Below are 22,990 nucleotides of genomic sequence, written 5' to 3' on the forward strand. Positions count from 1 at the left end.
TCTATTTTTAAATCGTATTAAAGAATGAATGCAATTTCTGGGGTCATCTATGATTTTAAAAATAGTAATATTAACTTTTTCGACTTCCTGCCTCTGGGCATTTTCATTTAAAGATGGTGTAAAACAAATAATTACACACGACAGTGTTGAAGCATTGTCTTTTCAAGCAAAAGCACTTGAGTTTGAAGGGGAAAAACAAGGATCATGGGGTGATCCAATAGTAAAGCTTGCTGCAAAGAATTATCCTGTCGATAATTTTTCTGATGATAAAAGTCCGATGACCGGTTTAGAAATATCTGTCGCTCAAAAGATAGCTTTAACAAATAAATATGGAAAGTTAAATGCAGCTTTAAACCAAATGTCGCAGGCGAAAAAATTTGATGTCGAAAACAAGAAACAAGAACTTGTTAAACTTTACTGGGAAATTTTAATCGACATAAGAAAGCTTGATGAAGAAGTTGTCATCATTTCTGAAAATAAAAATTGGATAGATGGTATCCTTAAGGCCTCACAACAACTCTATCGTAATGGAAAGATAAATCAACAAACTCTTCTTGATATCCAAATAAGAAAGTCAGAGCTTGAAACTTCGATAAGTAACAAACAATTTGAATTACAGGAACAATATGATCGTTTAAGCTATTTACTTAGTTCTAATAGTCGCAGGCTAGATAAGAGATCAGTTCCATGGTCGAGCTTAGAGAAAGTTGGTGCAAAAACTGAAGATTCAAAAGAATTGAGTTTGAAATCAATGTTGAACTCAAAGAAACAAGTTCTAGCTGCCTCAAAGTTAAACTACGTGCCAGATATTACTTTTTCTCTAGGATATACCAAACGGGCCAATATTGATAAACAAGGAGATTTTGCATCTGCAATGATCTCATTTCCATTACCGTTCTCTGATAAAACAAGTGCCTCTTATGGGCAGGCCGTGGAGGAAGAGAATAATATTAAATATCAGCTTAAAAACTACAATCGTTTTAAAGAGAGTGAAGAAAAACGAATTAAAAACCAAATCAAAAAAATTAAAAATGAGTTGGGTATCTTAGATTCTAAAACAATTCGTTTTGCACAAAACTCAAAGAAAATATCTTCTAAGTCTTACACTTTGGGGGATACTTCATACGTTGAATTACTACAAGCAGAACTAAAGCTTCAAAATTTATTGTTGATGAAAAGTAGCCTCAAGGCTGCGCTCGCCAAAAATCAAGTAATGTACAAATTTATAATTGGAGATAACCTCTATGAATAAGATTTTTTTAGTAATTATTCCACTTCTTTTCCTTGTGTTCTCTTGTGATAAGAAAGCTATAACAGAAATGAATGAGAGTGAGCATAAGCATGAAGAAGTTTACTATACATGTGCTATGCATCCTCAGATTAAGGAAAAAGCTCCAGGGAAATGTCCAATATGCCATATGAACCTCACAAAAGTTGTAAAGTCTAAAACTGAGCAGGAAGTAAAGAAAGTTGCACCAACTAAAAAATGGGCATGTGAAAACTATCCTGATGTTACTAGTGATGTTGAAGGACCTTGTCCACTTGATGGTACTCCAATGATTCTAGTTTCTAATCATGAAAGTGCTTCTTCAATTGTCGCAAAGCTTAAGCTACAGAAATCTACGCTTGCTCACTTTTCGCCATCTTTTTTTCCAGTGACTAAAATGGTGATGAATAAGAAAATTCGTTTGCTTGGAACAGTTCTTCAGTCTGAAGATAAAGAAAGTAGTATTCCTGCGAGAGTTGGGGGAAGGGTTGAGAAAGTCTATATCAAGTCGACTGGTAGCTTTGTAAAGTCAGGTGCACCAGTTATAGAGATTTATAGTCCAAAGCTTATTACTGCAGGAGAAGAATATCTTATAGCAAAAAGATCATTTCAAAAATCTGCAACAAAAGAATTTAGAGAAATGATTAAGCAAAGCGAGCAGCGTCTACAACTTTGGGGGATTAAACCTCAGCAGTATGAAGAATGGTTCAAGCGAGGTGAGGTACCTAAGAGCATAACACTTTTCTCCGAAGCAACTGGTATTGTACGAAAGAAAAATGCAACAGTTGGTAAATACTTTCAAGAAGGACAAAATTTCTTTGAATTATCTGATCTATCCGAAGTTTGGGTAGAAATGGATGTTTATGAACATGATGCAGGACTTGTCGAAATGGGACAAGTGGCAACGCTTGCATTTACTTCAATTCCTGGGGAAAAGGTAGAGGGCGAGATTGATTTTATTAGCCCAGTATTAAGTCTTCAGTCTCGTACATTAAAGATTAGAACTACAATTAAAAATACTCAAGGAAAGCTTAAGCCAGGAATGCTTGCAGATGCAATAGTAGATATAAAGTTTAAAGGAATGCCACTGGTTGTACCAAGAAGTGCTGTGATTGATACTGGACGAAGAAAAGTTGTGTGGCTAAAAGTTAGTGATAGCGAGTTTCAGGCCAAAGAAATTGAAAGTGGTCTCGAGTCTGAGGGATATATTGAAGTTAAATCAGGTTTAGAAGAAGGTGAAGAAGTTGTTGTTGATGGTAATTTTCTTCTCGATGCTCAGGCACAGTTGTTTGGTGGTTATGTGGACTTTGGTGGGCAATTATGATTCAAAAATTAATTGAAGCTTCCATTAAGAACAGAGTTCTTGTTGTTATTGTTTTCATTTTAATTTCATTTCTCTCTGTCTTTAGCTTAAGCAGGGCCCGTATAGATGCTATTCCCGATATTGGAGAGAATCAGCAAATTGTTTTTACAAAATGGTCAGGTAGATCTCCTAAAGACATTGAGCAACAAGTTACTTATCCACTTAGTATTCTTTTACAAGGGATCCCTGGTGTAAAAAATATACGAGGAATGTCGGCTTTTGGCTTCTCCACTATTTATGTCATCTTCAAGGATGATGTAGATTTTTATTGGAGTCGTTCGCGTGTTCTGGAAAAACTATCGACAGCAACAAATTCATTACCCGAGGGGGTGAGTCCTCAAATAGGACCTGATGCAACAGGTCTTGGACAAATATTCTGGTATACACTAGAGAATCAAAAAGGGGCAGAGAATCCAAAATCGCTAGCCGAGCTTCGTTCACTACAAGACTTCTATGTTAAGTACCTTTTACAAGGTGTTGAAGGAGTTAGTGAAGTTGCAAGTATCGGAGGATTTGTAAAGGAATATCAAATTGATGTTGATCCTAAAAAATTATTTGCTTATGACATTCATTTTAGTGCTGTTTTAGAGGCAATTCAAAATAGTAATATTGATGTTGGAGCTGAAGTCATTGAGGATGGTGCACGAGAGTTTATCGTTCGAGGTAAAGGCTTCTTTAAATCTCTTGCAGATATAGAAGATGTTGTTCTTGCTATAAAAGAAAAAAGCCCTATAAGGATTAAAGACATTGCCACTGTAGGTGTTGGACCAGGTTTTCGTCGGGGAGCACTGGATAAAAATGGTCACGAAGCTGTTGGTGGTGTTGTGACTATGCGATTTGGAGAAAATCCTAAAGAAGTTATAGATAATGTTAAAGATCGATTAAAAGTTGTCAAAGCAGGACTTCCTCAAGGGGTTGAGATTGTTCCTTTCTATGATCGTACGGAGATAATTGAAAGAACGATTGGAACTGTTTACTCTGCTCTAGGTCAGGAAATAATAATAACAGTAGTTGTTATTCTATTATTCTTACTCCATTTTAATTCTTCAATCTTAGTGTCTTTGACGCTGCCATTTGGTGTTGGAATTAGTTTCATTCTTATGAAGGCCTTTGGTATCGACTCCAATGTAATGTCCCTCTCTGGGCTAGTTATCGCTATTGGGTCAATGGTAGATATGGGAATCATCATGACTGAGAATATTTATTCCAGTCTCGCTGAAAAGCAAAAGCTGACTTCTAAGGAGAGAGTGGATGTCATTATTAAATCAGCCCGTGAAGTAGGGCCGGCTATCCTTACAGCTGTACTAACTACGATTGTTACTTTTTTACCGGTCTTCGCACTTGAAGGGAGTGAAGGTAAGTTATTTGGGCCTTTAGCTTGGGCAAAAACACTTGCCATGTTTGGCTCTGTCGTTGTTGCAATTATTCTCCTCCCTGCTTTATCCGTATTCTTATTAAAGGGGAACCTGAAACCAATTGAGAAGAACAAAGTTAGTTTGACTATTATTAATCTCTACCGCCCAACTTTAAAGTGGGTTCTTGAAAATAGATTAAAATTTTTAATGGCACCACTTATATTATTAATCTTGGGGGGATTCGCTTTCACACAATTAGGGAAAGAATTTATGCCATCACTAAATGAAGGTGAAATTCTTTATATGCCAGTAACGACTCCTGACGTCAGTATGACTAAGGCGCGTGAGTTACTTGCTTATACCGATAAGGTTTTAAAACAGCACCCTTTAGTTAAAGATGCGATTGGAAAACTTGGACGAGCTGATACTGCTCTTGACCCAGCCCCTGTTTCTATGTTTGAGACTGTAGTGAAGTTAATCCCTGAGGATGAATGGCCAGAGGGAATGAGTATTTATGATATTATGAGTGAGCTTGATAAGTCTCTCCAGGTTCCTGGACTAGTGAATGCATGGTTATTTCCTATTGAGAATAGAATAGCAATGATATCAACAGGTATAAAGACTCAAGTTGGAGTGAAAATTTTTGGGCCAGACCTTGATCAACTTCAAGAAATTGCAGCAGAGGTGGGGAAGGTCATTGAAGGAGTCGAAGGTGCCTCAGGAGTATATGCTGAAAAAATTACCGGGAAGCCATACATCGAGTTTGATATTGATCGTGTTGCAGCGTCTCGTTATGGAATCAATACAGGGACAATAAATAAAATAATTCAAACAGCTGTTGGAGGTATGCCAATTAGCCAATTTTATGAAGGTCGTGAACGATATCCAATTCGTGTAAGATATAAGAAAGAGCTAAGGGATCGTATTGATCAGTTAAAGAGTGTTCTGGTTCCGAGTCCATTAGGGCAACATATCCCAATTGAGCAACTTGCAGATATAAGGATAGTAACTGGTCCTGCCGCAATTTCATCTGAGAATGGAATGCTACGTTCTGTTGTCTTATTAAATGTTACAGGTCGAGACCTTGTTAGTTTTGTTGAAGAAGCGCAGAAAGTGATTGCCTCAAAAGTAAAATTACCTAAAGGCTATTCAATTGTGTGGGCGGGACAGTATGAAAATCAAGTACGAGCTACGAACAGACTAAAGATGCTTGTTCCTATTGCATTGATAGTGAATCTTATCATAATTTATTTGGGGATATCTAACCTTCGAAATTCTGTAATTATTTTTAGTGCGGTTCCAATCGCAATGAGTGGGGGGATTATCTTACTATGGATTGGTGGGTTTAATACATCTGTAGCTGTTTGGGTCGGTTTTATCGCACTCTTTGGGATTGCCGTTGATGACGGGGTTGTTATGATGACTTATTTACAGGAAGCCATTTCTAATCACAAACCTAGAACTTGGCAAGATTTAAAAGCTTGCATTGTTGAAGCAGGCAGTCGTCGAATTAGACCTCTTGTTATGACTACAACTACTACAATTATCGCTCTTGTTCCAGTTATGTGGTCAACATCCACAGGAAGTGAGGTGATGAAGCCGATGGCAATTCCTACTCTTGGGGGAATGATCGTTGAATTAATTACTTTATTTGTTGTACCAGTCGTATTTAGTTTTTATGAGTATAAAAAAATAGAAAAAGGAGTTATTGATGAAATTTAAATTTATTTTAGCGTTATTTTTTACACTTAATATTTTTTCTGCTCAGGACAGAATTAAGCTTGAAGGAAAAGTTAAAGATGAACTGGTAAAGATTTATGAAGTTAACGAGAAGCTATATGATTCATTTTTTGACTATAATGGGAAAGAGGTTTCTAAGCGTGCTTTAGAACTTAAAGATGCAATCGAAAAGATTTCGGATGAAAAAATCAAGAACTTATTGAAGTTCTCTGCCGATAAGCTTAGTACTATGACAGCTGACAGAACAGAAGAGTTGAATCAGCAAGATTACAATATCGTTTCTATGGCATTGATACATGTGAATTCTAAATATGACTTTGGAAAGAAGTATAACGCTTATTCTTGTCCTATGGTTAAGAAAAAATGGTTACAAAATACAGAGAAAGACTCAAATGTTAAGAACCCTTATGCTGCAATGATGAGGGGATGTGGCTCAAAAGATTCTAATTTCTAATTGAGTGAAGGAGGCGATGTCGCCTCCTTTTTAATCTTCACTAATTATATATTCATATGCTTTTTGTGCGAAAACGGCATCTGGATATACGAGATAGTTCCAGTCTGTTACATTTTTTCTTAAGATTTTTCTATTGTTGGCCTCAAAGTTTTCAGAGTAAATTTTCTTCATTGGAGTAATGTACTTTTCAGTTAACTCCTTTTCAATTTCACTCATGCGTAATTCATAGTTTCCAGTTAGAATTAAACTGTCGTCTTGGAAAATTCTAATTACGTTTCTTAGGGCCGTTGATGCTGCAGCAATATGCATTAGTTCTGCACCCGCTGCTGTATATTCAAATGATATCTTCTTGGCATCTTGATCCATTGAGTGAGCAAGAACTAAGTTGTCATAATGTTCAAGAATTTTTACAAGCCTATGATATAAGCTTGGTTTACTTGAGTCTGAGTTATAAAATATTTTGTCGTAATATGATAGCTTCTCAACGTCGATAAGGTTATCTCGTTTTAACTGCGACAATTCTTCAGCGTCTTTCATGATTTTATAAAGTTCTATTTTGTCTACTGTTGATAGTGCAAATGCTGATTTAAAGTCGAAAGAGATAGTATTGTCTTTACTATTAACAATTACACCAACTTTAGTTCCATTACTTAATCCATTTTGTGAAATGTAGAAATCCCACACTGGGCCTGCAAACCTCGGGTTGATTTGAAGTAAAATCTCTTTGCTATGTGTGTAAACCTTCATGAATTGGTTCAGCCTGAAGCCTCCAAGAACAGTGTTCCCATTATCTTCCTTTCTCTCATTTAAAAATGGTCCTGCTACTTTTAAAAGGATCGATTTAAGATTAATGCCTAAGAAGGAATTGTTAAGGTTAACATTACCAATCATTTTATTCATCAGTTTTCCGAGAAGCCCTGGGTTTTCAATTGATTTTCCAATTGCCTCGAGGTCAACTTTTAAAAGTGTACTTCCAAGGAATACTTCATTTGGGCTTTTTTCTAAAATTTCTTTTTCATAGAGATCTTTATTAATAGCTGTCAATTTTAGTTTCGCAGAAATCTTAGAACGAGATTTCTCTATGTCATACTGATTATCACGATTGGAAAAAATTCTTCTCACTAGACCTTTTTTTGACTTCTCAATAGAGAGGAGAGTGAAGTTTAGAACCAGTGAGTTATCAGCTGTTGCTTTAAGAGTTATATCCTCAAGTAGCGACATTTCAGATTCTTCATCTTTATCAAGCGCTAAGTTAACCTGTTCTGTTTGCACTGATAATGAATCTTTTAAGATGATATTTGCTGTTTTTTCAAACTCATTTAAATTAAGAGATAGGTGGTAATCAACTTCCCCTTCATTGTTAATGTTTCCACTCGTTCCTGCAAAGCTTTGTGAATCTTTGTTTTCTGGTCTTTCTTTTAAGTATTTCAGGTATTGCTTACTGCGGTTTCCATCTCCCACACTTAGCTCAAGGTATGTTTTATCCATTTTCTTATCAAATAGAGGCTCAAAATTCCAGATGTTGATATTATTGTCTGAGTTCATTATCTTATCAGCAAAGATTGATGGAGATAGACGAATTTTGATTCTTCCTGTTGTTCTATCGTAGCCAAGGATATCTTTGAAAAATTCAACAATTTGTGCTTCAGCAATTTGTGCTGGAGTTTCATTGAATGGGTTGTTAAGCTCTAAGGCCTTGATCTTGATAAGATCACTTAATTGTCCTTTAAGGTTCTTTGTGTTCATTCCTAAGATATTATTCTTGAAGACTTCAATTTTTTCAAATAGCTTTATTCTGATGTCGTCGTAAGTAAGTGTGTCACCTTCTGAATCTGTTGAGGCCAGTGGATCACTCATCATATATGTTTTAAGAACATTGATGATTGTCATTTTTGAGAATTCTTTGAGAAAATCCCCATTCTTAGAATTGTTGGCAAAAACAACACGATTTTGACCAGTTCCTATAGAAAGATTTTTTATATCGAGTTCAAGTACACTGTGGTCTTGTAAGTCAGAATAAAGAGTTAATTCAAATGGGAGGGACTTTCCATATGTTTTCTCGTCAAATCGTACTTTTGGTCCGGCAAAGTCAATCCCACTACCTTCGAGTCCCATTTCTAGAAGAGAATTAATATTTAGATTTACTTCTCCGCGAACAACTACACCAGGAAGCTGAGGAGCAAGAACAACATTTAAGCTTGAAAATAATTGTTCATTATCAAATTCAAAGTCTCTGAAGTAATTAGTAAATTGATTTACGGCCTTTTGTGAAAGTCGTTTTGTTGCAAGAGGGAGATTTTTATTGTTTGATCCACCTTCGAACTTTAAAATTTCAAGATTCAATCGTTTCTTGATATCAAGTAATCCATTTAGAGCATACTCTTTGTATTCCTTTTTAAAATCATAGTATGCCATTTCTGGATCTGCAGTAAATATTTCATCATCAGTCGTTAAAAACTTTCTCGCCCTTTGAGATATTGATGATTTTAAATCCGCGATTTCGCGCTCTGTTCTGATTGTCCAGTTATCAAGTCCTATACGATCTATCTCAGAGTCAATATACGAATTGATCTCTTTATCTAGCGCTACTGTGTATTTGAATTGATTATAGAGTTCTTTTCTAAGCTCTTTTAGATCTTTAACATCAGAGTCTTGTCTTTCCTTTGCTGCCGCAATCCAGTTCTTACCTGGCTTTCCAAGTCCTGCTTCAATCCTAAATGCAACTCTATCTTTAGTTCCTTTTATTAAAATTGGACTGAAGTGCCATAGTCTTAATTCCTCTAGGTATGAAAAGCGTTTTAGGTCCATAAACTCAGATAAGTTGAATCTGATTGAGATTGTATTATCTCTAAATTTTACAGCTTTAGTTTCTAAAAATGTTTTTACCAAGAGTGATATGTCTTTATCTGAATAATCCGTTGGCGCCTTTGTCTCATCAATAAAGTAGTTAACTAAACTTCTATTAATCAAAAGAGCAGGTAGGACATTAGAGATAATATTCATCCCTTTTGAGTAATCTACTCCATCTAGTTCAAGTCTATTTATTTTGAATTGCACATACTTTGATGCTGATAATAATCGAGCGGATGGAAACGTGATTACTAGTGTAATATCGTGTTTCTTTTTTAATTTATCTCCGGCTTTCTCTTCCATTGTTAGAAGCAAGCTCTCAGGCATCTCAACTTCACCCTTAAAAGTAAGAGTTCTGTTGATTGGGTCTAGCTTTAGAACATCTATGGATTTGATATAAGAATCATCTCCTAGAAGCATACTTTGAATTTCGGACTCAATTATTGGGAGAGGGAGGTCTACTTTGATAAGCCCTTCCTCGCTTGTCGTACCAATCATGCCATAATCGACGAGATCATAGGCAAAAGATTTTGTCGAAAAAGTTGACACTGTCAAAAAGGCAGCCAGTAAAAGAATCAGATTTCTCATAGTTTACACCACTTGATTTAGTTTCTTATATATAGAGCAATTAATGTGCCAAGATTTATTGTTTAACTACTATACATTGAGTTTTTGAAGGCATAAAATTTAATTAAATTCAAAATGATGGAGTATTTATGAGTTATAGAATTACAGACTTCGATCAGTATAAGCGAGATTATGATCTATCTGTTCAAAATCCAGAGTCCTTCTGGGAAAATGTTGCTGAGAATTTTACTTGGGATAAAAAGTGGACGAAAGTTCAATCTGGAAACTTTTCTGATGCTAATATTAAATGGTTTGAAAATGGTAAGTTAAATATTACTAATAACTGCCTTGATCGTCATATCCCAACGAAAGCAAATGATCTGGCACTACTATTCATTGCAAATAGTCCAGAAGAAATAGATAAGAGATTTACTTTTAAGGAACTTCTTGACGAAGTTTCTCTTACTGCAAATATGTTAAAAGCACAGGGGGTTCAAAAGGGAGATCGTGTTATTCTTTATATGTCGATGGTACCAGAGCTTTTAATCTCTGTACTTGCATGTGCTCGTATTGGTGCAGTTCACTCGGTTGTTTTTGGTGGCTTTTCTGCTCAAGCTTTAGCAGGAAGAATAGAGGATGCTGAAGCAAAACTTATCATTACAAATGATGGTGGTTATCGTGGAGATAAGATTATTCCTTTAAAAAATATTGTTGATGAGGCATTACTTTTAGAAGGTTGTGAATCTGTTGAAAAAGTAATTGTTCATAAGAGAGTGAATAATATCATCAACATGAGTCCTGAACGAGATGTCGATTGGGATGCCGCTCGAGAGGGGATGTCATTAAATTGTCCTGCGGAGTCTATGGATGCTGAGGATACACTCTTCACGCTTTATACTTCAGGGTCTACGGGGAAACCGAAAGGGATCAAGCATACTGTTGCTGGCTACATGGTTTGGGCAGCATATACCTTTGAAAATGTTTTTCAAGTTGAAGAGAATGATCTCTACTGGTGTACTGCTGACATTGGTTGGATTACAGGTCACTCTTATATAACATATGGACCGCTTTTAAATGGTAAATCAACAGTAATGTTTGAAGGTGTTCCAACTTATCCTGATGCAAGTAGATTTTGGCAGATCGTAGAAAAGTATAAGATAACCCATTTCTATACAGCTCCAACAGCTATTAGAGCTTTAATGGGCTGTGGGGATGAGTTTGTAGAAAAGAATGACCTTTCAAGTTTGAAAGTAATCGGGAGTGTTGGGGAACCTATCAATGACGAAGCTTGGCATTGGTACAACGAAAAGGTTGGAAAAAAGAAATGTCCGATCGTTGATACTTGGTGGCAGACTGAGACTGGTGGAATCATGATTTCTCCGCTTGCTAATATCACCAAACTAAAGCCATGTTTTGCAACATTACCGTTACCTGGCGTTCGACCAGTCTTGTTGGATGAAAAAGGTCAAGAGATTACATCAATTGAGGCTGAAGGTAATCTTTGTATGAAGCACCCTTGGCCAGGAGTTGTTCGCTCTATTTGGGGTGATCATGAAAGATATAAGCAAACCTATTTTTCAACATATCCAGGGTACTACTTTACAGGTGATGGTTGTCGCCGTGATAGCGAGGGATTTTTTAGAATTACAGGACGAGTTGATGATGTCATAAATGTTTCTGGTCACCGAATTGGTACCGCTGAGGTTGAAGATGCAATAGATCAACATCATGATGTAATTGAAGCTGCTGTAGTGGGGTATCCTCATGACATTAAAGGGCAGGGGATTTATGCGTTTGTCATGGTTAGTAAGAATGCAACAGAAAAGATCAAAGAAGAGATTATTGCATCTGTTGTAAAATACATTGGGCCAATTGCTAAGCCAGATAAGATACAAATTGTTAAAGGACTTCCTAAGACAAGGTCAGGTAAAATCATGAGAAGAATTTTAAGAAAAATTGCCGCAGCTGAGTTTGATAGCTTTGGAGATATTTCAACTCTTCTAGATCCAGAAGTTGTTGAGGAAATTAAGAGTGGCGCGATTCTAGATTAAAATCGCTTGGAATAGGTTAGCCAGACTCCACTTTGAGCCTGGTTGCCTTTGTTCAATGTTTGATCTAACTTTATTGAAAAAGTACCCTTGTCTTTATCTACAAGTTTTTTAGAAATACTTACTATCTCGTCACCATTGCTTGTACGTGTAAATGAAGTGTCGACTAAGTTATTCTGTAAGTGACTTAAGCTTGCATTAATTGAATAAGAACCATCTATCGAATACGTTGCCAATGAATCAATGCTAAACTCATCATTTATATTTAGCTCTCCTCCCGCACCAAGTTTTATGTCATCTTTATCTATTTCAGCAGAGAGTAGCTTTCTTCCTTTCTCATTTTGAAGGTTAACCGAAGCTTTCTGGCCTTTAGCTGTAACCTCAATATCTCCACTTAAGTTATAGTCTTCTGTTAATTGGGCTTTTGAAGTTACATTAAGAAGTTTAATGTCTTTTGGAATAAAATATTCATAGTTAAATGAAGGCCCTACTTTAACTTTAATAAAAGTGTCAGGACTAGTGTCGATAGTGAACCCTGTTGAGAGATCAACTTTTCCATGAATTAACTCCTTAAGACCAGCTTCACGATGATCATCAACATCAAGGTTAGGGAGATTATCTGCAACACCTAGTTTTTTCACTTGTAGCTTTTCATTGTAGGAATCAACTGGCAAGAGATAATAACTTAATTCAGAGTGACCATCTGGATAGATTGTTACCTTGATTACTTTTCTTTGATCTCTACCTTTTCCTCGGAGCCAAATAATTCTCTTGTTATTCGAAAAACGATACTGTGCGTATGCGTAATCAAGATTAGTTACTTTTTCAAATTGCAGCTCTAGATCTTCAGTTTTTATATCAGTAAACTCGTCAGAGAGTCTCGAGTTAGGTTCGTAACTGCAATTAACATTACCGGTAGCTTTGTTAACTGCTTCAGTTACGACCGTTAAAGCTTCTAAGTTTCCATGTTCGAGTATAAGATGAGATGTTGGATCATCTTTTCCCAACTCTTGAACAATTTTATTTACGTTTTTTGTTAGAACTAGAATATCGTCACAGCTTACACAAACATCATTTTGTACTTCTGTGTCTGCATCGATATACTGAATAGGGTATTTGTCTGTCACTTCTTTTACTTCAACTACTACTTCTTTAATTTTTTTAAATGTTTCATTATCAGTAATTCTTTTTAAATAATCGTTTGGATCTTTCGCAAAGATAGAGCTTGAAATAATAAAAAATAGAATATAGATATAGTTACTTCTCACTGTAAATATATCGGCTATTCCTTAAATAAAAGTGAATAAATTACGAATAGTTTCAAATACAAAATACTTTATGGGAAAGGTCGGAAATTGAAGAATAAAGGTTTTATCATTCTAGGGTATTTAGCACTCGTCGCTTTGAGTTTTATTGATAACGGTCGAGGAGCGACTTACCCACAAATTCTTGAAACTTTCCATGCTAGTGGAAGTCAGGGCTCTCTAATTTTTAGTTTGGCTTCTTTTACTGGTCTTGTTACTAATTTCTCAACTGCTCTTTGGCTACCTCATCTTGGACTTGTGTGGGGAACAAGACTTTTTGTACTTACTCTCTCGATCGCAGCTCTGGGAGTTTCATTAAGCCCAAATTTCTGGATAACTCTATTTTTTGCTGCAATTGCTGGTGTTGGATTTGGAGGCATTGGTATCACAATGAATATTATGGTCTCAGAGGGGGCTCCAGCACATCTTAGACGTCGTTTTCTCTCGGGACTTCACGGCACTTACGGAGTGGCATCTTTCTTAGCCCCGTTAGTTTTTAATCTGATAATGAAACTAGAAGGGAACTGGAGGACTTATTTCTTATTGGCAGTGATTCCTCCACTCTTAGTCTTTCTATATTCATTTACTGTTCATGACACACATAAAGAATCTATTAAAGACACTTATAAGACGATGCGAGTCTCAAAGAAGCTTAAATTTCTTATTGGGATCTATATGGGACTCTATGTTGCCAGTGAAATTCTAGTTTCAACTCGTTTAACTCTTTATCTTACAGAGGTAAAAGGGCTTTCAATTACTGTTGCTAATACATATTTGAGTGGATTTTTCTTATGTCTATTAATTGGGAGATTGTCTTTTGCAGCTTTAAATATACGTATATCGAGCTCTAGATTACTCTATACATCCCTGATTCTAACTCTCATTGCTTTTCTATTTGGTTACTATATTCATCCTGTCTTTTTGTCTGTGACAGGGATAACTATGTCATATTTTTTTCCTGTAAGTGTTGAATGGATTAATGAGAACTTTAAGGAGGTTTCAAACTTACTAATCTCTTCATCGATGACTATCATTGGAATTACACTTATGATAATGCATCAAGTTTTTGGTACGATGACTGAATTAATTAGTGTTGAATACGCTTTCCTCTTTTTTATATTTTATAATCTTGGATCGATTTCAATCTTCCATTATTTAAGGAGTAGCAAATTTTTGAAGTGAGACTTCTTTAAATACTTCACCATCATAGTTAGATTCTTTTAAAAGGTTATGAGCATAGTGGTAGGCTGCGATATTTTTAGGTGACATTAAAGAAAAACCTTTCCTTGAAGGTGAGGTAGGGGTTTTGTTCTTACTCTGCACTATTTTTATATATCTACCGGATGAAATGTAAATATGTTTATATAAGCGTCGATTATAATCAAAAGAAGAATAGCATACTAATTCATAATATGGTCGATACAAGCGAAGCTTCATTTCTAACTCATGATTGTGTTTTATCACCATTTCTTTAGTTTTAAGATTTTCGAAACTGGCCTCGAGGTGACTATTAATTTTCATCAATAGCTGTAGTCCTTCTTTTTTTGTTTTGAAGTACATTAGCGCCGGTTTGAATTTTTGGTACTTGCTAACTCTTATTGCTAATTTTCCTGTTTTATCTTTTACAGTATATAAAGACCAATTATGATTTTCTTCTTTTTTAGAGTGGATAATGTAGGTTTCGATAAGAGATGAATTTTCATGAAAATTAATGTCGATAACTTCATTTAGAAAGTCTTTGTTCTTAATAGTTAGACTGAGTCTATCTAATAAATATTTTTTGATATTTATTGTTGGGATTGAAATGATTTTTTTTTGCTTGTTTGAAAAACTAATAATCCCCGGAGAGCGAGGGGCTGTGCCAATAATTCTCTCATGTTTAGGAATGTATTTAAGAGCAGAAGGCGTTCGAGGATAGTAGGTATCTTTTATCTTTTCATAGAGGTTATAAGCTGCGAGAGCATCATTAAGGGCCCGATGTGCTTTACCGTAGCTTAGATTGAAAAATGAATTCATATCAACAAGTGAGTAGGATTTAAGACCTGGGATAAAACTTTTTGATAAACGAAGAGTACAAACAGTCTTTGAAGCATAGTTGATGCCAATTCTTTGAAAGTGATTTTTTAAAACTTCATAGTCAAAATCAACTTTGTGACCAACAAGGATCTTGCCTTCAAGCATTTCAAATAAATTCGAAGCTAGTTCATTAAACTCTTTTTCGTTAACTAATGATTTATTCGTGATACCCGTAAGGCTTGAGATTTCCCGTGAGACTTGTCGCCTAGGTTTTATAAGAGTGACATACTTTTTAATTTCGTCTGAGTGATTATCCTTCCATACGAGAGCTAGCTCAATGATATCAGCATTTTCAATGTCTAGAGATGTAGTTTCAAGGTCAATAAAGACGAAATTATCATTCATTAGATAATTTTCTATTAGATTTTAGTATCTTGTCAAAGTTATTCGTTATGCTGCTTTTTTGTATTGATGATTTGTAAGAACTTTCTTAGCTTTAATCACAAACGTAGTATTTTCAGCATTCATATCATATGCGATAGAAGCTTCATTTTTCTTCGCAAGCATTCCTGAAAGGCTGAGGCCTAATCCAGAGCCCTTTCCAAAATCTTTTGTTGTAAACATAGGTGTAAATATATTTGTGGCGATTTCTTTGTCGATTCCTTTTCCCGAGTCGATGACTTTGAAAATTACACTATCATGAATATCTTCAATAACTAATTTAATCCAGCGATTAGACTTGAAATCATCCATTGCATCTTTTGAATTAGAGAATAAATTGAACATGATTTGTGTGAACTCAACAGGATTGAAGCTGACCATTGTCGAAGGATCGATCTGGTAATCTATATTATAGTTTATTCCATGATTGCTAGTGATATTATTGATCAGTGGCTTACTCTTTGAAATAAGATCTGAAACGCTACTGTAGCTAAGTGAACTTTCTTTTGACGCTAGGTTTTTCAAGTTTTTGATGATATTCGATATCCTCTCAATATTTTGAGAAATTTTATCATCGCAAAGTTCAAGTTGATTTTCTTCAACTCTTCCATAGCGTTTAAATTTTGCGATAATAAGAGAAATGTTTCCCTGGATTATTGCAAGAGGATTATTGATTTCATGTGCTATACCTGCAGATATCTCTCCAAGCGCACTCATGCGACTACTAATTTCTAACTCTTTACTTTTTTCTTCAAGTTGAGACTGCTTGTCTTTCAGTGATGTTATATCCTTTGCAGAGAGGATGCCTAGGTTATTCACGAGGTTATTAGATTTTGAGAAGTGAATAATATAAATTTTAGAATTGAATTCTAGTTCAAAATGATCTTTGATACCAGAAACGAGATCAATGTAGCTATTGTGATTATAAATTATTTCATTAAATGTTTTTGTTTCTACTGTGTCGAGATGATTTTGAGGGAGAAGATCGTATTTTCCATTCACTGAGAAGATGTAATCTTCCATTGAGTTTAAAACGTTAGAGATATATTCACTTTGTTCTTTTAGTTGTTTTGAGTTAACTAAAGTTTTAAGCATTAAGAGATTAATTAGAGTAAACCCAAACGGAAAAGTTAAAAGCGCGAAAGTATAAATTCTTTGAGACTTGATTATATTTAGAATATTAGCAAAGTTAACGACCATTCCCATTTCTTGAATGTCGAGAAAAACCAAAATAAATGTAATCAAAATTCCTATGAATAATCCTAGGAAAGTACTAATTACAAATATACTGATATTGTTTTTAATATTCATCCTAAGACTTTTCGACAGTTTAGTTAGAATACTTGAGGGAATTATTCTTCAAGCTTAAATGTTATATCTTGTATTAACTCACTGAAAATAGGTTGGGAGTCACTATCTAAAGCAGGTGAGAAGTGGCTGTTTTTTATTGAGGAGAGGGCTTGAGAATCTAATCTTGGAAAGCCTGAGCTCGTTAAAATTTCTGCTGAAACGACATTCCCATGCTGATCAATTTTGACTTTTATTCTGGTTGTTCCTTCTTCTTCATAGACCCGGGAGAGATGAGGATACTCTGGACGAAAATCTCCACTGAGTTTCGCTTCTTTGGCGCCATTTGCTCCTGAGAGTGAAGTTTGCTTTCTTTTGTTTTCAGGCTTTTCTCTCTTCTGGTCGCGGCCATCTTTCTTGGCAATGTGAACAGGTATGGAGACACTCTTGACCGATATTGAAATAGAGTTGTTTGAACTTTTTGCTTTTAAAGTTGCTGCATGATCACTTCCTCTTGAAATAACAAGAGGAAGTAAGTGAACTGCAGCCGTCAATATTAATGAAACTAAAAAAATTGTTCGTTGATCTCTGATCATAGCTCAAATTGGTAGCTTGCAAAAATATTGCGCCCTGGTGTTGTGTAGTTTCGAGTGTCTTCGTAATCACGATCTAATAAATTATTGATGCTAACCTTCAAGTTCTCATAGTGAAATGAAGTGTTTACAAGATAGTAAGATGGTAGGGCACCACTATCATTACGTCTTCCTACATATGTAAATTCGAGATTTGTGCTTATTAATGAATCAATTTGGAGAAATGATTTTACAAGTAGACGAGGAGTCTTTTCAAGATACTTCGTTGTTTCTTTATTTATTGCTCTTTGAATAGTTACAGCACTACCAAAAATGAAGTCTTTTGTTGGTTTTATTTTAAGTTCTGTTTCAAGTCCCTTAATTTCAGATTTATTAATATTCTCATAGCGGTTTGTCTTATACGTTATTTGATTTTTGAAATCATAGTTGAAGTATGTAAGATCAATATTGAAAATGCTTTTTTCCATAGAAATAATGAAATCATAGTAGAAAGATTCCGTTGGTTTCAAATCTCTGTTTTGTGATCCTGCATAAGTTTGATAAATGGTTGGAGCCTTGTATCCAGTTGCGAGGTTTGTTTTAATACGTAAACCACTAAATACTTCATATGCTCCACCAATTTTCCATGTTTCATAGTTGTCAAAAACAGAGTTGTGATCTGTTCTGACTGCTAGATCTGCACTGTAGTTATCTTTAATATAATTTGACGAGATAAAAAATGAAGTATTTCTGATACTACGTCTCGTGGTATTAGAAAAGTCATATTGATTATCTGCCTGTTGGTCGTTGTATTCTACACCTATTACTGAAGTAAATGTAGGGCCAATAAATAAAGAACCTTGCCATGAAATAGCTTTTTCTTTTCCAAGAGTCTTTGATGGGTATGAACCTGCAGAGTCTCGATTAATTTCCATAAACTTAAAACTAGTTTTTGAAAGTAATAGATCATTAAATAGTCGGTTCTCAATGCTTAACTGATGAATGTCTTGATCATAGGATGCATTGTCCTTGTCTGCAAGGTCTCCTGTCGAATCGTCAATCTCTGTATCAGATTTTGTTGCGTGAAATTGATATGATACTTTTGAGCTTTTAAATTTTTTGGAAACTAATCCTTTAATATTTAATTTGTTAAATCTATCTGTCTCAGCAAGTTTTCCATTATATTTTGATAGGCCATCTGTATCAAAGTAACTCGTCGAAAATGAATAGTTGATCCCATTTTGGCTTGTTCCTATTACTGAGTAGTCAATTGATTTTGAATCATAGGAGCCATAACCAACGCGGAGTTTTGTGGTTGGGAGCTTCCCAGACTTTGTTGTAATCTTGATTACTCCCCCGATAGCGTCTGAACCATAAACTGTACTTTGCGAACCACGAAGAATTTCTATCGAAGCAATATTATCGAGGCTTAACTGATTAAGTTGAAATGAATTATCAATATCAGTCGGGTCATTAAGTTCTAAGCCGTCGATAATTACTTTTGAAAAACCTCGTCCCGTTCCACGCATGCGTAGCACTGAGATTCCTCCAAGTGAGCCATTGGTGCTAATGTATATACCTGGTGTCGATTGAAGAATTTCTTCGATAGTATTTGCTGGAGAGTTAGCAATGGATTCAGCGTCAATAATTGTCACTGAATTTGTACTGTCATTAATTTTTTTTGAAATTTTATCTGCAGTAACAATGACTTCAGAACTGTAGGTAACTTGTGCAAGTAAAATTGTTGTAAAAATGAATCTATGATTCATGAATCCTCCTCGGGGGTTGGGCTCGGACTTAGAGGTCTCTCATTACCGTTGCGGGACAGTCCCGGAATCTCACCGGTGTTCACCATTTTTCTTTTTATTATTACTAATTGAAGTGTCTTTGGCAATTTATAATGAGGAGTGTTGTCTTAAATATTTGATCGTTTAATAGTTTCCTGTTTGTTTTTTAATTTCATGAGATTTTGTTCATTGGTTCGCTCGAGAAACTTTGAAAATTCAGTCATTACTTTTAAATGAAAAGGAGCCTGAGTCAAACGATAAAGTGACCAAGGGAGTGATGGAATAAATTCATGAATAGCTGCAAGTATATATTTACCCTCTAATGATTCTCTAAACTCTAAACGTCCTCGTTTTGTTTCTTTTGCAAGGAGACCTCCTCTTATATAGAAAAGCTGGCGGTCGTCAGAAGATCTTTCAGGGCTGTAGACAAGTTTTAAGAGCACGATTTCTTTTGTTAATAAAGTAAATAGAATTACTTCATTCTCGACAAAAACTTTTATAAATGAGTTGAGGTAGAGTGGAAGCCAGTTCATATATTCATAGGCAACGTCAATTGCTTGCATCCCACTTGTATTCTTGTAACGTTGAACTGATCTAACCTCGTAGTTACTTTTTCTCTTGGCCTTTGAAAATGCATGAATCTTTGCTGGTGTTTCACTAGCAGCACAAAGATCAATGCATTCCTCAAACGTACGATTATAGTTTTTCAACTTTAGATCTTCACTCGCTATAATTTCGTGATTGAGACCTTCAACGAGGGGATAAACTAAACTTCGAGGAGCTCCAGAAACTAGTGATATCCAAAATTTCGAAAGACCTCGAGATATATAGGGAATGGATATGAGGTATCTCTTTAAGTTGTAGGCCTTTGCTGTTTTGTGGAGCATCTCTTTATATGTGAGAGGCGCGCAGCTTGCAATTTCATATGTCTTATTCCCATACATATTTAAATCTAGACATTGCTTAATACCATCAACTATATCGTCGATATATGAAACCTGTGTTTTTGTTTCTGTCCATGAAGGAAGACCCATGAACTTTAATCGTTGGACAAGCCTTAGCATTATATTGAAACTTGACCCTCCTGGACCTAGTATCATTCCTGCTCGTATGATAGTGACAGGGATTGCTGCACTTTGAATTACGTGCTCAACTTCAAGACGGCTTTCAAGGTGAAGTGATAATTGATTTTTATCCTTTGGAACTATACCGCCTAGGTATATGATGTGTTTAATACCTTCTTTAATTGCTGCACGAATAAAGTTATCAGCGATAATCAGATCGTAATCTTTAAAACTTCCTTGGTCGAGATGAGCAGAGGGGGCCATTGAGTGAACGAGATAGATTGCAGTATCACAGCCTCTTAAGCCTTCTTCGATGTCTAGCATTGAAAAAAGATCACATCTCTTCCATGTGAGATTCTTGTCTTCCACTTTCATGGGCGATCGAGATAAACAGACTATTTCATTATCTCTTTTAAGTTCCTGAATGAGATGGCCTCCGACAAAGCCGGAGGCACCGATAACTGCTATTTTCATCTATCTTAGTATAATCTTATTAACGCCTTTTGCGTGAATTAAATGACTATATTCCTGTGGATTCTCTTCTTTTAGTTGATCAAGAATGAGAATCTCTGGCGGTTTATTATCATTAGTATGCGTATGAACCTGATATTTAAATAGCCAAATAAACAAGTTCTTATACTCGTAGAAAAGATAAGCCTCTAAAACAACGAGTACAGTTGGTAGAATCATATAAGAGTCACTTAAGATTAGTTCGAAGAGGAAAATATTCACAATAATTGGTGCGATTATAATCATCACAAATGGTGTGAATAGATTAAAAAGTAGCATTGACCCACATAGAACTTCCATTGCCTTTATTAATGTAAAAAGGTAACCGGATTCCTTAAGAGCAAGAATAAAGCTTAGCCCTTCTGGTGTGTACTGCTGCTCTGGTAGAAAACTCATGAAGTTATTTGTACCGCTAATGAGAAAGATAGCTCCCAATATTGAGCGTGCTATCACAGGTGTCCATTCTTTTATATTGTCCTTCATAAAAGACCTCCTTTTTGTATATTGTACGGCCCAGTTACAAAAAGAATCATAAAAGAGTGTGAAAATTCATTCACTGTCTAATAATTGTAAAATGATGAAGTTTAGTATTTTGAATTTAGATTGATTCCAAACTCATAGATCTTATTCATTACCTTGTGGTCTATCTTGAGAAAGTAGCACATTTTCATGACTTGATTAAGAATCGCTTGTTTTACCTGTCCATTTTTAACGAAACGTATCGCGGAAGTCGTACTAACTTCGGGGAGTATGACAGGAGGTGAAAAGAACCGCAGTTCATCACTTAAGATTGTATCTTCAAAAATATCGACCTCTGGAAAATTAATTTTATTAAGAAGTGATTTCGATGCAAAGATGCAATGATCGAGATAGAGAATCCCTCGAATATAGCCTCTTACACGGTTTGAATACCAAGAAGTAAATTTTAGAATTGGAGTGTTAAGATCAAAACAGTGAGTAAAGCCACCCCAGATTTTTGTATCGGCCAGTTTTTTTAGCTTATTAAATCCATTTGTGTCAACCAGACTCCTTGGGTGATGAAAGATCACCATCGCTGCAGTTGCATAGGACAACCCAAGCTTCAATCTCTTTGCCCTTGAGTTAAGATCAGTTGTGATAAAAATGACGCCCTCGCCACAAATTTCACGAGTTCTATCGGAGCTATTGTAATCGATAATAATGATTTCAATTTCATTATCTTTCTTTAACGCTTCTATTGAGTTCTTGAAGAATGCATTTTCAGCTTCGTTGAATGTAGAAAAGATGACGCTAATTTTTTTCATTTAATTTAAAACTCTTTTTATTAAAAAGTTTACCATTGATTTGTAACTCTATATAGTATTTTCCTTCGTAGTGTTTTCTAACAGTAACAGACTTGAAAGATATTTTCTTTGTTATCTCAATCGGCTTACTTTTAATTTCAACATCCTTGAGGCGAAAAACTTTTTTAGTGTAGCGCCCATTCTTTTTAGGGTAGTGAATGATATAATCGACGAGAATTTTTTTAGCTTTTGAATTATTGTTCTTAATTATAACTTTCACTTCAATTGAATCACCCTCGAAAATTTCTTTGCTATTAAGGGATAATATTTTTGCATCGATTTCTTTTGGGCTCTTGTAGCCTAAAATATTAAGGGCTTGAGAATTACCTTCCTTGAGAAGAGTTCTGAGAGCATGGCGAATTAGTTTCTCTGAAACTCCCTCCTTACTCCAACGTGATAATATTTTTAAGCTGAATTTAGGGTCGATATGATTATAGTCATTAATATGATTGGCGACACTTTTTCTTACGTAATCTGAGTCATCGTATTTTAATTTTTCTAATACAATTAAAGTAAAATCTTTAAGTCTTTCTATATCGATGATCTTTTTACCCCATGGTAGAGATGGGCGCGAGCCTTCACTCGCAAACCGCCTCAAATGTTCATTAGGAGACTTAGCACATGAGAGAAGAAAAGCGAAAGACTCATCTGGATAAGTATTGATAAAGTCTCTAATCGCGAATTCACTTGTAAAGTTGGTTGTTATGAGTTCGAGTAGCTTAAATGTTTCATTGATATTCTTAGAATGAGATAATCCATATTGCTCCACATATTGTGAAAATGGCCAGAGGATGAAACCCTTTAGATTATTGTTGATAATACATTTTGTCAGCACTTTTAGGTTTTGCTTGTAATCAAGGTTTGAATGTTGATTAAGAGCGTCTGCGATGAGACGAACCCTGTCTTTCATTTCTAATGAATCTAGAGATGCAAGAATATCTTTTTCAAATTTCTTAACATTAAAACTTTTATTTTCATTTGCAAGGTTAGAGGCAATTTCCTTGACCGTTTGTGTATTAAATAAATTTTTAAACGGTTCCAAG

The 22,990-nt window shown here is 35.3% G+C and carries 16 protein-coding genes and 1 riboswitch; of the genes, 6 read left to right on the plus strand and 10 right to left on the minus strand.

Translation table 11 applies throughout. The features are described 5' to 3' along the window. Window positions 1-49: 49 nt before the first annotated feature. From M900_RS09265 to M900_RS09280, 4 genes are read left to right on the plus strand one after another with little or no spacing between them, the layout of a single operon-like run. Window positions 50-1,252, plus strand: a complete 1,203-nt coding sequence (locus M900_RS09265; RefSeq protein ID WP_021274729.1) for a TolC family protein — start codon at window positions 50-52, stop codon at window positions 1,250-1,252. Further along, window positions 1,245-2,591 (plus strand): efflux RND transporter periplasmic adaptor subunit, encoded by a 1,347-nt coding sequence (locus M900_RS09270; RefSeq protein ID WP_021274549.1) that lies wholly within the window; start codon window positions 1,245-1,247, stop codon window positions 2,589-2,591. The genes M900_RS09265 and M900_RS09270 overlap by 8 nt, the downstream gene beginning before the upstream one ends. Continuing rightward, a complete protein-coding gene (locus tag M900_RS09275) occupies window positions 2,588-5,707 on the plus strand; it encodes an efflux RND transporter permease subunit (RefSeq protein WP_021274600.1) in 3,120 nt (1,039 codons plus the stop codon). Before M900_RS09270 ends, M900_RS09275 begins: the two co-directional genes overlap by 4 nt. Further along, entirely contained in the window at window positions 5,697-6,179 is a 483-nt protein-coding gene (locus M900_RS09280) for a DUF3347 domain-containing protein (protein WP_021274465.1), read from the plus strand. Before M900_RS09275 ends, M900_RS09280 begins: the two co-directional genes overlap by 11 nt. A gap of 30 nt (window positions 6,180-6,209) precedes the next feature. Here the strand turns inward: M900_RS09280 and M900_RS09285 are convergent, their stop codons facing one another. Next, window positions 6,210-9,617 (minus strand): hypothetical protein, encoded by a 3,408-nt coding sequence (locus tag M900_RS09285; protein ID WP_021274329.1) that lies wholly within the window; start codon window positions 9,615-9,617, stop codon window positions 6,210-6,212. A gap of 128 nt (window positions 9,618-9,745) precedes the next feature. On the opposite strand from M900_RS09285, the gene acs reads away from it, so the two are divergent. Further along, window positions 9,746-11,647 (plus strand): acetate--CoA ligase, encoded by a 1,902-nt coding sequence (gene acs / locus M900_RS09290; protein ID WP_021274654.1) that lies wholly within the window; start codon window positions 9,746-9,748, stop codon window positions 11,645-11,647. On the opposite strand, the gene M900_RS09295 is transcribed toward acs, so the two are convergent. Next, window positions 11,644-12,912, minus strand: a complete 1,269-nt coding sequence (locus M900_RS09295; RefSeq protein ID WP_021274520.1) for a hypothetical protein — start codon at window positions 12,910-12,912, stop codon at window positions 11,644-11,646. The two genes, acs and M900_RS09295, sit on opposite strands and share 4 nt — an antisense overlap. An 87-nt stretch (window positions 12,913-12,999) precedes the next feature. On the opposite strand from M900_RS09295, the gene M900_RS09300 reads away from it, so the two are divergent. Next, window positions 13,000-14,130, plus strand: coding sequence for a sugar MFS transporter (locus M900_RS09300; RefSeq protein ID WP_021274498.1), 1,131 nt, complete (start codon window positions 13,000-13,002; stop codon window positions 14,128-14,130). On the opposite strand, the gene M900_RS17185 is transcribed toward M900_RS09300, so the two are convergent. The 8 genes from M900_RS17185 to M900_RS09340 all read right to left on the minus strand — a co-directional run bounded on the left by M900_RS17185 (window position 14,104) and on the right by M900_RS09340 (window position 22,989). Next, on the minus strand, window positions 14,104-15,369 hold the full coding sequence (locus M900_RS17185; protein WP_021274590.1) for a PolC-type DNA polymerase III: 1,266 nt from the start codon (window positions 15,367-15,369) through the stop codon (window positions 14,104-14,106). The two genes, M900_RS09300 and M900_RS17185, sit on opposite strands and share 27 nt — an antisense overlap. A gap of 45 nt (window positions 15,370-15,414) precedes the next feature. After that, the gene (locus M900_RS09310; RefSeq protein WP_021274540.1) at window positions 15,415-16,716 is read right to left on the minus strand and encodes a sensor histidine kinase; all 1,302 of its coding nucleotides are present in this window, start codon (window positions 16,714-16,716) and stop codon (window positions 15,415-15,417) included. A 41-nt stretch (window positions 16,717-16,757) separates the two neighbouring features. Beyond that, window positions 16,758-17,288, minus strand: coding sequence for an energy transducer TonB (locus tag M900_RS09315; protein ID WP_021274651.1), 531 nt, complete (start codon window positions 17,286-17,288; stop codon window positions 16,758-16,760). Continuing rightward, entirely contained in the window at window positions 17,285-19,033 is a 1,749-nt protein-coding gene (locus tag M900_RS09320; protein WP_021274753.1) for a TonB-dependent siderophore receptor, read from the minus strand. The genes M900_RS09315 and M900_RS09320 overlap by 4 nt, the downstream gene beginning before the upstream one ends. Further along, a riboswitch (cobalamin riboswitch) is annotated at window positions 19,030-19,168 on the minus strand. (Overlaps the previous gene by 4 nt.) A gap of 11 nt (window positions 19,169-19,179) precedes the next feature. Then, window positions 19,180-20,589, minus strand: a complete 1,410-nt coding sequence (locus M900_RS09325) for an NAD(P)H-binding protein (RefSeq protein WP_021274642.1) — start codon at window positions 20,587-20,589, stop codon at window positions 19,180-19,182. After that, on the minus strand, window positions 20,590-21,108 hold the full coding sequence (locus M900_RS09330; protein ID WP_021274597.1) for a DoxX family membrane protein: 519 nt from the start codon (window positions 21,106-21,108) through the stop codon (window positions 20,590-20,592). 101 nt (window positions 21,109-21,209) lie between these two features. Next, a complete protein-coding gene (locus M900_RS09335; protein WP_021274376.1) occupies window positions 21,210-21,908 on the minus strand; it encodes a glycosyltransferase in 699 nt (232 codons plus the stop codon). Further along, window positions 21,895-22,989, minus strand: a complete 1,095-nt coding sequence (locus M900_RS09340; RefSeq protein WP_021274326.1) for a hypothetical protein — start codon at window positions 22,987-22,989, stop codon at window positions 21,895-21,897. The genes M900_RS09335 and M900_RS09340 overlap by 14 nt, the downstream gene beginning before the upstream one ends. Window position 22,990 lies beyond the last annotated feature (1 nt).

It is taken from the genome of Bacteriovorax sp. Seq25_V (genome assembly GCF_000447795.1).
Taxonomy (GTDB): Bacteria; Bdellovibrionota; Bacteriovoracia; order Bacteriovoracales; family Bacteriovoracaceae; genus Halobacteriovorax_A.